We start from the raw sequence: 10684 nt of genomic DNA, 5'->3' as shown, positions 1-10684 counted from the left end.
TCGGGCGGCAGGCGCGCTGGGCAGAGGCATCGGAGGCGTATCGGCGCGCGGCGGAGCTGGATCCGGGCGAGGTGCGCTACCACATGGCGCTCGCCGATGCGCTGCTGCAGGGCGGGCGCGAGTGGGAGTCGGCGGACGCGCTGATGGCCGGCATCCGCGCCGAGGAGGCAAAGCTCAACCCCAACCACCGCGTGCTGGGGGTGGATTACGAGCGGCTGATCCGTCTGCTCACCCGCCTCAACCGCCTGGACGAGGCTCGCACGGCGCGGGAACGGCAGGAGCACCATCGAAGGCTGCGCGACGCGGCCCCACCGAGGGAGTAGGACAGGAGCAGGGGCGGCAGTGCCTCCGAGCAAAGGGGGACGGCAATCACGCCGTCCCCCAGTCGTCTTCAGCCTCGGACGGCGGCGACGTTGGCGATGTTCTGGTAGGGCTGAAAGACGCAGCCCGGCGAGACCGGAATATAGAGGACGACCGGATCGCCGCTCTCTCCGGCCTCCCTGAACAGAGGAGTCCCCTGGTATTCGCCCGCGCGCTCCACCTCCCATGCGCCGAGCACGCGGGCCCGGCCGTACTTGACGTACCGGTTTCCCCGGAAGCGGATGGGCTCGTTCAGGACCATCCACGGGGCAGCCGCGGCGTACCCGGGCGCCTCGGGCGGAAACGCCTCGCTGAAGGCCCGTCCGTTCACCGTCGTGTCGCCCGTCCGCGTGTTGTAGTGGACGCTCACCTCTCGCATGTTCCCGTTCTGCAGCACGCAGATGCGGATGTCGTTGCTGATGTGCGGGGACACAGGCGGCCCGCGAACGGAATCCGCCGGCGCACGGTCTGGCGGGTCGGGTTCGGGCCGCGGCTCAGCCGCGGGAGCCGGGGTACACGCACTCGCCGCCAGGGTGAGCGCGACCCCCACCCGATACCTGTGCCGCGGATTCATTTCAGGCCGCGCTCGTAGCGGCGGACGATGCGAACACCTCGTCCGTCTTGGCGGCCATGACGAAGTCGTTGCGATGCAGCCCGCCGATCTTGTGCGTCCACCATCCGACAGTGACGCGCCCCCACTCCGTCAGCAGCGCGGGATGATGGTCTTCGGCCTCCGCGATGGCGCCTACGCGGTTGGTGAAGTCCAGCGCGCTCGCGAAGTCGGGGAAGGTGAACACGCGCTCCAGCCGCTGGATTCCATCGGGCTCCACGATGTTCCACTCGGGAACCTGTGGATGGAGTTCGGCGATCTCATCGGCCGTGACGGTGGGCGCGCCCTTGCGGCAGGGCTCGCAGGTGCGGGTCTTCAGCGGGTCCATCGGGTGCCTTCCGCGGGATGGGACGGGTGGATTCGGTGTGGCCGCGGCAGTGGGGCGCGGCCGGGGTGTGTGGCGGATCCCTCGGTCGCTGCCGTCTTGGGTGGGGCGGCAGGTCCGGCGTCGCCGCTTCCTCGGGATGACATCGCGTGCACGTCCAGCGATGGTCAGCCTTGCCAGGGCCGGGAGTCGGCGAGGTGCTGGCGGAGGGCTTCGTCGCTCAGGGACGCCAGCTCGCGCTCCGCGTCGCGTACCGTCTCGGAGGCGAGCAGGGAGGTGCGGTTGTCGTTTTCCGTCCGCAGCGAGAACATCAGCAGGGCGGTGCCGTACGAGCCGCGGCCGATCGCCACGTCCCACGTGCGGCCCCGTTCGTCGGTGACGGTGCGCATCAGGTGGCGGGGAGCGACTTCTCGATCAGCCCGCGCAATTCATTGTCCGTGGCGTGAACCGGACCCACCTTCTTCCACAGCAGCGTACCGTCGGCGCCGATCAGAAAGGTGTTCGGCACGCCGACCATGCTGAACTGGCTGGTGACGTCGCCGCTGGGGTCCAGCCATACGTCGAACGACACGCCGTGCTCCTGCATGAACTCGCGGATGGCCTGCTGCTCGCTCGCCTGGTCGATGCTGACGCCGACGACGCGCAGCCCCCTGGGGCCGTACTCGCGGTGCAGGGCTTCCAGCGCGGGGATCTCCTTCTGGCAGGGGCCGCACCAGGTGGCCCACACGTTCAGCAGCACCGGCCGGCCCTGCAGGTCTGCCAGCGAGGTGCGGTCGCCGTCCAGCACCTGCGCCACGTAGGGCGGTGCCGGCTTGCCCACCGCCACCGTGCCCGGCGGCGCGTCGCCGCAGGCGGCCAGCAGCACGACGGCCGCGGACAGCACCTTCATCATCCGCATCACGTGCCTCAATCCACGGGGAGCGGCATGCGCGCCGCGTTCACGGTGGACGGCTCGCCCGCGGCCGTCCACGCCATCACCAGCTCGTTCCCCGCACGCACCATGCGCGGAAATCCGCTGGACCGCGTGGCGCTGGACTGGGTGACCGTCCGAGGCGCCCCCAGCTTGCCGTCCGCCTCCACCCGCCGCACCCGCACCTCCACGCCCTTCCCCGCCGCGCGCTCCTTCCAGCTCACCAGCGCGGCGCCCCCGTCCAGCATCAGCACGTCCACGCGCCCCTCGGGGTTGCCGCCGTCCACGCGCACCGGCGGGCCGAAGGTGGCGCCCGCGTCGGCGGAGAAGGCCACCTTCACCTGCTGGCTGTCGCGCGCCGCGGTGTACCAGGCCACGGCGACGCGGTTTCCATCCGCCGCCGCCTGCGGTCCGTTGACGGGGCAGGCGTCGATCTTCCACCCGTCCGCATGCACGGGGCGCCCCGCCGTCCACGCGCCGTTCACCATCCGCGTGTAGTAGATGTCGCGGATCTCCCCCGGCGAGCGGTCGCGGTACACGACGAGGGGCCCGCTGGAGGTCATCGCCGCGCCCGTCTGGCAGCAGTCGCAGACGCGCCCGTCGATCTCCCGCTCCGGCGCGGCCCGCCCGTCGTGCGCAATGGTGGTGTACTGCAGCGTCATCTCGTTCCCAGGCGCGTGCTCCTCGGCCGACGCGCCGTACTTGCGGCCGTCCAGCCACACCAGCCCCAGGGAATCGCCCTGCTGCCACATCGAGACGAACCCGTGCTCGCTCGCGGTGGCGTCGCGGTGCGGCACCACCCCCTGGCTCCACGTGGCGCCGCCGTCGGCCGAGACGGCCACGCGCACGTCGTAGGCGTACTTGCCGTTGCCGCTCTTCTGCAGCCAGTGCGCCGCCATCCGCCCGCCGGGGAGCGGCGCCAGCGACGGAAAGTCCGCCCAGTTGACGAACCAGTCCCTGCCCTGCGCGATGGTGCGCGGCGTGGACCATCCGCCGCCCTCCAGCACGGAGAAGCGCAGGGCGTGCGTGCTGTCGGGGCGCGGCTCGATCCACGACAGGTACACGCGCCCGTCCGGCGCCGCGCTCAGGTTGGGCTCGCCGCTCCCGGGCGCGGCCGGCGCGGGAATCACCTGCACCTGCACGGTCGTCTCCACCGGTTTGGGATCGTCGCCCGAGCCGCCGCAGGCGGTGAGGGCGAGCGCCAGGAGCGTGGGGATGGATGGATGAGGACGCATGGGAAGACTCAGTCGGGGTTGTCGACGGCCAGGTCGAAGCCGCGAAAGGCGCGGGCCACCAGCCAGGTGGCGGCCCAGCAAGCCGCCAGCACGACGAGCACGGAGGCGGATACGCCGCCCGCCCGGCCCGCCACCATCCGGCCGGGCACCGCCGCCAGCAGCGCCAGGCCCACGACCACGAACAGCAGCATGAGCTTGGTGAGCGTCTTCAGGAACAATCGCCCCGAAAACGAGTTCTGCTCCGTGCCGGCAGGCGTTACCCGGGTGGGGAACAGCAGGAACAGCCAGTTCTCCAGCCCCACGCAGATCCACGAGATGGGCCCGGCCAGCAGCATGGCGAGGAGCAGCATCATCGGGCGGACGTGCCACCTCACCGACAGGGCCGTGCCCACCAGCAGGAGCAGGCTGGCGAGCGTCAGGATGGCCGCCGGGGTGAACACCTGCGCGACGGCCACCGCCCGGGGCCGCAGCGGCAGCGAACGCAGGAACGCGATGCGCTCGGCGTCGCGGCGGAAGTCCAGGTTCAGCGAGCCGCTTCCGAGAACGGCGAACACGGCCACCATCACGACCAGGGCAACCCCCAGCGGGCGCGGGGTGGATGCGTAGTCGCTCGTCCACGGCAGGACGATGCTGTAAAAGAACGCCAGCCCGGCGGAGAACGCCAGTCCCAGCAGCGGCCGCGGAGCGCGGCCCAGCTCGTACCCGTGCCTTCGCGCCAGGGGTGCGGCGGTGCCCAGGAACCCAAACGAGGGAACGGGGATGCGGCGGCGGGTGGGCGGCCCGCCGCGGCCGCGCACCCGCTGCCACTGGGCCACCTTGCGGGCGCTGAGCGAAAGCGACGCCTCGCGAAAGTCCACGGGCAGCAGCACGGCCGCGCCAAAGGTGACGGCGATCACCGCCGCGGATGCGGCCGACCAGAGCACCAGCGGCACGAGGCCTTCCGCCGCGAACGCGCGGCCGAAGGGCTGAAGCGGCAGCGACAGCGCGCGCAGCGGCGCCGAGGCCAGCACCTCGCCCATGGCGTCGCCCAGGCCCACGGCGCGGGCCCGGGCGTACAGGACCGCGGCCAGCACCGCCGCCGACACGAAGAACGCGGGCTTGATCGCCTTCACCGCGGCGGGCGCCCGCTGCACGACGGCCATCTTCACCAGCGCGGCCAGCAGCCCCGCGACGTTGACGAAGGTGATCCCCAGGATTGCGGTGGAAAGCGCCGCCAGCGGCCACGGCGCGCTCCGCATGCCGATGGTTCCCACCCACAGCCCCGAGAGAAGCTGCAGCCACGCGCGGCTGGCGAGTTGGTACCCCAGCAGCTCGCGCCGGCTGATGGGGGCGGCGAACAGGTGCTGTACCTCCGCCGGCCAGAAGAACGGCGCCTCCGAGTTCACCACCGCCCATCCCACCAGCGCCATTAGCACCAGGGTGAACCCGGCTGCCGCGTCCCCCGCCGAGGTGGGGCTTTCGTCCAGCACGAGCGCGACCACCTGGCTGCCGACCAGGGCGATCATCAGCAAAGCGCCGAGCACGGTGGTGAGAAAGCCGCGCGCGGTGCGCATCCGCCGCCCCGTCCGGCGAAGGACGCCCCGGAAGCCGGCCCTCGCCAGGTAGCGCAGGCCGGGATTCACCCCGTCGCCTCCGCCGCTGGTGCGTCACCCTCGGTCACGTGAAAGAAGATGTCTTCCAGCGTGGCGTCCGGCCCCAGCTCACCCGCGAAGCGCTCGCGCAGCTCGTCGCGCGAGCCGTGGAAGAGCAGCTGCCCCTGCCGCAGGATGAGGAACGAGGTGCACAATCCCTCGATCTGTCCCAGCAGGTGCGACGAGAGCACCACCGCCGCGCCCGCCGCCGCGCGCCTGCGCAGCGTGTCGTACAGGGTGCGGATGCCGCGCGGGTCCAGGCCGGTCAGTGGCTCGTCCAGCAGCAGCGCGGCGGGATCGTGAAGGAGGGCGCAGGCAACCGCCACCTTCTGCCGCATGCCGCGCGAAAGCTCGTCGGCCATGCTGTCGCGGCGGTCCGCCAGCTCCAGCTCCGCCAGCAGACGCTCGGCCGCGGGGTGCCATTCGCGCACGCCGTACACGCGGGCGGTGAAGTCCAGGTGCTCCCACACCGTCAGGCTGGCGAACAGGTGCGGCTCGTCGGGGATCAGGGCCAGGCGGCGCTTGGCTTCCATCGCCTGCCGCTCCACGTCGAACCCGCCGATGGACACGTGGCCGCTCGTGGGTGGATGGATGCCGCAGATGGCGCGAAGCGTCGTGGTCTTCCCCGCCCCGTTGGGTCCCACGATGCCCAGGATCTCTCCGCCGCGCACCTGGAAGCTGAGATCGGCGACGGCCACGCGGCCGTCGTACACCTTGCGGAGCTGCTGGACGTCGATCATCGCGCGGAGGGGCGCCCGCCGGGATTCCACTGGGGCCGCGCGCCATCCGCCAGGGTGCGCACGGCGTGGATGGCGGCGTCGATCACCCGCGTCATGTGCGGGTAGTCCAGCCTCTCGGGTTCGTCGCTGGGCTGGTGATAGTCGCGATGAAGCCCGAACGACGACAGCACGTGCGCGGGCACGCCCATCCGCGCAAACGGCGTGTTGTCGCTGCGTTCGAAGAAGTTCTGCCCCGGGCGCGGATCGGGGACGATGGGAACGCCCGCGGCGGATAGCAGCGCGCCCATGGTGGAGCGGTCGAATCCCGTCAGCCAGCCGCGGCCGGGGCCGCCCGCCAGCGAGTCCGGCCGGCCGACCATCTCCACGAACAGCCCGGCGACGGTGCTGTCCAGCGGCACGACCGGATCGCGCAGGTAGTGCCGCGTTCCCAGCATCCCCACCTCCTCGCCCGTGGCGAAAAAGAGGATGACGGTACGCCGGGGCGGCGCCTTCGCCAGGGCGCGCGCCACCTCCAGCACGGCCACGGTCCCGCTGGCATCGTCGTCGGCGCCGTTGTAGATGCTGTCGCCCTCCACCGCCCGCCCGATGCCGACGTGGTCGTAGTGGGCGCCCACGATGACGGCATCGCCCGCCAGCGACGGGTCCGTCCCCGGGATCCGCGCGACGACGTTGAAGGCCTGCCGCACCTGCTCGGGACGCAGGCGCGACAGCTCGTCGGCGGTGGCCAGCCGCAGCCGTCCGCCGGGCCCCTCCGCGGCGACGGGCACTGTCTGGAAGTACCCGAAGTCGCCCGCGGGCTGCACCCGCAGCGCTTGCAGCCGCGCGGCGAGGTAGACGGCGGCGCGCATTCCGCCCCGCGTGCCGGTGCCGCGCCCTTCCATGCTGTCCGCGGCCAGGTCGTACAGCGCCCGCCGCACGTCCTCTTCCCGCACCGTGGCCGCGCGAGCCGGGGCCTGGTGCCGCACGGGCGCCGGCTCCGGCCCCGCGGCGCGCGCGCATGCGCCGGCCGTGAGAAGGACCGCGGCGACGAGCGCGTGTGGACGGCGGATGAGGGTCATCAGGACGTGGGAATGCGAGATGGCGAGCGTCGATGGCAGCCTGCGGGGAATATGCCCGGGCGGGGAAACGCGGGCAACGGCGAGGACCCGCACCCGTCCCGCGCGGACGCTCACCGGGCCCTGTCATCCAGAGGCCCAAGCGCACGGCACTGGCACGCGGCACATCCGTCGCGGGCCGAAGGATCTCGCCGCGGATGCCTCTCAGCCCGGGCGCGGCAGCGGTCACCGCAACCGAGGCCTCGGCTGCCGTGGGGCCCTCACCCGGCCGCGCTGACACGCGTGCCACCCTCTCCCACAAACAGCGTGGGAGAGGGGGTACACTTCAGAGTTTTGGCGTGGCGGGGCAGGCCCGGTGCTCGGGCCGGCGCCCCCCATCCCCAGCCCTTCCCCCGCAAACTGCGCGGGGGAAGGGAGCTAGTCGAGTGCGCAGGGCCAGCCGGAGCGCACTCGAATTCTCCTCTCCCCCATGGGGTTTATGGGCGAGAGGCCGGGAGAGGGGGGCGGCCGCGGCATGCGCCCGATCTGTCGAAGCGCTCGCTGTGCCAGCGTGGCCCGTGCACTGGAACCCTGGACAAGGAGGAGCCGAGCCCTCGGCTGGGGCTGGGGATGGGGGGCGCCTGCCGACGAACCGGGTTCGGCTCCCTCGCACCTGAATCTTTCCCGCGCACCGTACCGTATCACTCGCAAGAACGGAACGAATGAGCCTCGGAAATCGAAGGAGACGACCATGTTCGGACTGATCGCATTCGCCGCAACCATCGCCGCCACGGCGTTCGGATATCTGCAGAGCCGCAGCTTCGTGCGGCGCCGGCTGGCCTACGTGGACGCCGTCCACAATGGGCTCGCCCCCATCCTCGCGGGCGCCGCGGCCTTCGTCGTCGCCACCCCGGTGGTCGGAATCCTTCCGCTGGTGGGCGGAGGCACGGCGCTGCTCTTCGGGGCCGGCGTGGGCGCCGGCGTCGCGGCGGGCGCGCGCGACACGCGGCTTCGGCGCATCGGCGTCTAACCATCGCGGGCTGGAAAACGCCGAAAGGGCTGCTCTCGGGCGGCCCTTTCGGCGTTTTTCGTACGGCGCGTGTCGTCACTCTTGGAAAAAGACGGGAACCATCCCATCTATTACGGCGCAGGTCCGCGAGGTTCCGGTTCCCACCATCACCAGGCGCACGGATGAGCCCCATGCAGCAGGACGACGATTATCACTCCCACGACGACGACGACGTCGGCCACGACTCGCACCATCACCATCACCAGGACGAGGACGACGACCAGGACGGCGGCGTGCGCACCCCCAACTACGGCGACGACGTCGAGGCGGCCACCGAGGTCAACCCCCAGCCTCTCGACTCCGGAAGGGCCGAGAACGCCGAGACCGTCATCGCGTACCGCACCGCGAAGGGGCTGATCACCCTCCGCAACCAACTGAACGCCCGCGCCCCCGGCCGCAGGAAGAGCCATGACGGCGACATCGGCGACAAGGCACACGAGAATACGAATTCCGACCACAATCCCTGGGTCAAGGACGCCGGCAAGGGCGTGGTCACCGCGATAGACATCACCCACGACCCGGCAAACGGCTGCGACGCCAACGCCATCGCCGAGGCCATCCGCAAGGCCAAGGACCCGCGGGTGAAGTACATCATCTGGAACCGCAGGATCGCGAACTCGGCCCCCATGGGCGGCCAGCCGGCGTGGGCCTGGCGGCCCTACACCGGCAAGAACCCGCACGACAAGCACGTCCACATCTCGGTGAAGCCCGCGAAGGCGCTGTACGACTCCACGACGCCCTGGGCACTCTGATCCACTGTCGCGGGCGGGGCCGTAGCGCCGGCCCTCGCCCGCGTCAGCGCCGGCGCAGCGCGCGCGTGAGAATGCGGTCGAGCGAGCCGGCGAACGCCTGCTTGTCCTTGGGCCCGTACGGGCGCGAGCCGCCGGTTTCCACCCCCGCGCCGCGGAGCCCGTCCATGAAGTCGCGCACGGCCAGCCGCTCGCCCACGTTCTCCGCATCGAACTCGTCGCCGCGCGGGTCGATTACCGCCACTCCCTTTTCCACCAGCGCTGCCGCGAGCGGAATGTCGGCGGTCACGGCCACGTCTCCCGGCGTGGCCTGCTCCACGATGTACAGGTCCGCCACGTCGGGGCCGCCCTCCACCCGCACCGCGGTGACGAACGGGTTGCCGGGCGGCACCGGCATCCGCTGATTGGCCACCAGCACCGTCTGCATCTCCAGCCGCTTGGCGGCGCGGAAGACGATCTCCTTTACGTCGCGCGGTGCGGCGTCCGCATCGATCCACAGCTTCACGGGCCTCCATCGTCGAAAGTGTCTGTCCATCCGCCCGCCGCGGGTGCAAGACGAACGCCGGGGCGCCCTGTCGCGGCGGTGCGCCCCCGGCTAATTTGCCGCCGGTTCGCAGACAATCCATCAGCAAAGTGCACGGGGCGATGACGGACGGACGCGTTTCGGCGATGGCGGCGGGGCTGGTGGGCTCCGAAATCCTGAAGATCGCCGGGGACATCCGCGCCATGGTGGCGGCGGGCGAAACCATCTGCAACCTGACGGTGGGCGACTTTTCGCCCGCCGAGTTCCGCATTCCCGGCTACCTGGAGCGCGAGATCGTCCAGGCGTTGAGCTCGGGCGAAACCAACTACCCGCCCTCCGACGGGGTGATGCCGCTGCGCAAGGCGGTCGCCGACTTCTTCGAGCGCTGGCTGGGGCTGGAGTACGGGGTGGATTCGGTGCTGATCACCGGCGGATCGCGCCCCGGCATCTTCTCGGTCTACTCCACCCTGGTGGATCCGGGCGACGTCGTGGTGTACCCGGTGCCTTCGTGGAACAACAACCACTACGTGCACCTGTCCGGCGCGCGCGGCGTGCCCGTCACCTGCCGCGCGGAGGACGCATTCCTCCCCACCCGCGCCCTGCTGGAAGACGCGGTGCGCGGCGCGCGGCTGCTGGCGCTCAACTCGCCGCTGAACCCGTGCGGCACCGCCTTCACCCCCGAGGCACTGGGCGAGATCTGCGACATGGTGCTGGAGGAGAACGCCCGCCGCGGCCCCGGCGAGCGCCCGCTGTACGTGATGTACGACCAGGTGTACTGGATGCTCACCTTCGGCGACACCATGCACGTGAACCCGGTGACGCTGCGCCCCGCGATGGCCGCCTACACGGTGTTCGTGGACGGCATCAGCAAGTCGTTCGCGGCCACCGGGGTGCGGGTGGGGTGGACGGTGGCCCCCGTCGACATCACGCAGCGGATGGCGAGCGTGCTGGCCCACGTGGGCGCCTGGGCTCCCCGCGCCGAGCAGATCGCCACGGCGAAGATGATCGGGGCCACCGACGAGATCGTGGCCTACCACCGCGAGATGAAGCAGGGCGTGGAAGCGCGCCTCGACGCCCTCTACGCCGGGATCGAGGCACTACGCGCCGCGGGCTTCCCCGTGCGGGCAATCACCCCCATGGGCGCCATCTACCTGAGCGCGCAGTTCGCCCTGCACGGGTGGCAGACGCCCGAGGGCGAGGTGCTGGCCACCAACGAGCAGATCCGCCAGTACCTGCTGGCGGCCGCCGGACTCGCGGCGGTGCCCTTCCAGGCGTTCGGGATGAAGGAAGATACCGGCTGGGTGCGCCTTTCGGTGGGCGCCACGAACCTGGCCGAGATCGAGGTGATGTTCGGCCGGCTGGGAGCGGCGCTGCAAGCCCTCTCCGCCCCCACCGGCGTACGGCGGATGGAAGGCGGACCGCCCGCCTGAGCAGGTGAAATGCCCCGGCGGGGCCGCTGTCGCGACCCGCCCGGGGCCTTCCCCTGTACGCACACCGC

12 protein-coding genes and 1 pseudogene are annotated in these 10684 nt (G+C 71.4%); 4 read left to right on the top strand and 9 right to left on the bottom strand.

Going from position 1 to position 10684, the window contains the following annotated elements:
* Window positions 1-323 (top strand): annotated as a pseudogene (locus tag VIB55_RS05530) (hypothetical protein); the annotation flags it as partial.
* 68 nt (window positions 324-391) lie between these two features.
* Here VIB55_RS05530 and VIB55_RS05525 read toward each other — a convergent pair.
* From VIB55_RS05525 to VIB55_RS05490, 8 genes are all read right to left on the bottom strand, one after another.
* Window positions 392-793, bottom strand: coding sequence for a hypothetical protein (locus tag VIB55_RS05525; RefSeq protein ID WP_331875670.1), 402 nt, complete (start codon window positions 791-793; stop codon window positions 392-394).
* Between the two features lie 142 nt (window positions 794-935).
* Complete coding sequence (locus tag VIB55_RS05520) at window positions 936-1298, bottom strand: 4a-hydroxytetrahydrobiopterin dehydratase (RefSeq protein ID WP_331875669.1); 363 nt, start codon at window positions 1296-1298, stop codon at window positions 936-938.
* Between the two features lie 164 nt (window positions 1299-1462).
* Window positions 1463-1684, bottom strand: coding sequence for a hypothetical protein (locus tag VIB55_RS05515; protein ID WP_331875668.1), 222 nt, complete (start codon window positions 1682-1684; stop codon window positions 1463-1465).
* The gene (locus VIB55_RS05510) at window positions 1684-2193 is read right to left on the bottom strand and encodes a TlpA disulfide reductase family protein (protein ID WP_331875667.1); all 510 of its coding nucleotides are present in this window, start codon (window positions 2191-2193) and stop codon (window positions 1684-1686) included. The genes VIB55_RS05515 and VIB55_RS05510 overlap by 1 nt, the downstream gene beginning before the upstream one ends.
* A gap of 8 nt (window positions 2194-2201) precedes the next feature.
* A complete protein-coding gene (locus VIB55_RS05505; protein WP_331875666.1) occupies window positions 2202-3440 on the bottom strand; it encodes a sialidase family protein in 1239 nt (412 codons plus the stop codon).
* An 8-nt stretch (window positions 3441-3448) separates the two neighbouring features.
* A complete protein-coding gene (locus tag VIB55_RS05500) occupies window positions 3449-5062 on the bottom strand; it encodes a putative ABC exporter domain-containing protein (RefSeq protein WP_331875665.1) in 1614 nt (537 codons plus the stop codon).
* Entirely contained in the window at window positions 5059-5811 is a 753-nt protein-coding gene (locus tag VIB55_RS05495) for an ABC transporter ATP-binding protein (RefSeq protein WP_331875664.1), read from the bottom strand. Before VIB55_RS05495 ends, VIB55_RS05500 begins: the two co-directional genes overlap by 4 nt.
* Window positions 5808-6869 (bottom strand): M20/M25/M40 family metallo-hydrolase, encoded by a 1062-nt coding sequence (locus VIB55_RS05490; RefSeq protein WP_331875663.1) that lies wholly within the window; start codon window positions 6867-6869, stop codon window positions 5808-5810. The genes VIB55_RS05495 and VIB55_RS05490 overlap by 4 nt, the downstream gene beginning before the upstream one ends.
* 727 nt (window positions 6870-7596) lie before the next feature.
* Here VIB55_RS05490 and VIB55_RS05485 point away from each other — a divergent pair.
* Together VIB55_RS05485 and VIB55_RS05480 are read left to right on the top strand one after the other, a co-directional pair.
* Complete coding sequence (locus VIB55_RS05485; RefSeq protein WP_331875662.1) at window positions 7597-7875, top strand: hypothetical protein; 279 nt, start codon at window positions 7597-7599, stop codon at window positions 7873-7875.
* Between the two features lie 161 nt (window positions 7876-8036).
* On the top strand, window positions 8037-8666 hold the full coding sequence (locus VIB55_RS05480; RefSeq protein ID WP_331875661.1) for a hypothetical protein: 630 nt from the start codon (window positions 8037-8039) through the stop codon (window positions 8664-8666).
* A gap of 43 nt (window positions 8667-8709) precedes the next feature.
* Here the strand turns inward: VIB55_RS05480 and VIB55_RS05475 are convergent, their stop codons facing one another.
* Complete coding sequence (locus VIB55_RS05475) at window positions 8710-9168, bottom strand: YaiI/YqxD family protein (RefSeq protein ID WP_331875660.1); 459 nt, start codon at window positions 9166-9168, stop codon at window positions 8710-8712.
* A 140-nt stretch (window positions 9169-9308) separates the two neighbouring features.
* On the opposite strand from VIB55_RS05475, the gene VIB55_RS05470 reads away from it, so the two are divergent.
* Window positions 9309-10616 (top strand): pyridoxal phosphate-dependent aminotransferase, encoded by a 1308-nt coding sequence (locus VIB55_RS05470; RefSeq protein WP_331875659.1) that lies wholly within the window; start codon window positions 9309-9311, stop codon window positions 10614-10616.
* The last annotated feature ends 68 nt before the right edge of the window (window positions 10617-10684 follow it).

Source organism: Longimicrobium sp. (assembly GCF_036554565.1).
Classification (GTDB): Bacteria; Gemmatimonadota; Gemmatimonadetes; order Longimicrobiales; family Longimicrobiaceae; genus Longimicrobium.
This window is presented reverse-complemented; position numbering and strand designations above follow the sequence as displayed.

Excerpts from the sequence above, each read along its gene's own strand:
- VIB55_RS05520 (WP_331875669.1), bottom strand. The coding sequence starts at position 1,298 with ATGGACCCGCTGAAGACCCGCACCTGCGAGCCCTGCCGCAAGGGCGCG.
- VIB55_RS05515 (WP_331875668.1), bottom strand. The coding sequence starts at position 1,684 with ATGCGCACCGTCACCGACGAACGGGGCCGCACGTGGGACGTGGCGATC.
- VIB55_RS05510 (WP_331875667.1), bottom strand. The coding sequence starts at position 2,193 with ATGCGGATGATGAAGGTGCTGTCCGCGGCCGTCGTGCTGCTGGCCGCC.
- VIB55_RS05505 (WP_331875666.1), bottom strand. The coding sequence starts at position 3,440 with ATGCGTCCTCATCCATCCATCCCCACGCTCCTGGCGCTCGCCCTCACC.
- VIB55_RS05495 (WP_331875664.1), bottom strand. The coding sequence starts at position 5,811 with ATGATCGACGTCCAGCAGCTCCGCAAGGTGTACGACGGCCGCGTGGCC.
- VIB55_RS05490 (WP_331875663.1), bottom strand. The coding sequence starts at position 6,869 with ATGACCCTCATCCGCCGTCCACACGCGCTCGTCGCCGCGGTCCTTCTC.
- VIB55_RS05485 (WP_331875662.1), top strand. The coding sequence starts at position 7,597 with ATGTTCGGACTGATCGCATTCGCCGCAACCATCGCCGCCACGGCGTTC.
- VIB55_RS05480 (WP_331875661.1), top strand. The coding sequence starts at position 8,037 with ATGAGCCCCATGCAGCAGGACGACGATTATCACTCCCACGACGACGAC.
- VIB55_RS05470 (WP_331875659.1), top strand. The coding sequence starts at position 9,309 with ATGACGGACGGACGCGTTTCGGCGATGGCGGCGGGGCTGGTGGGCTCC.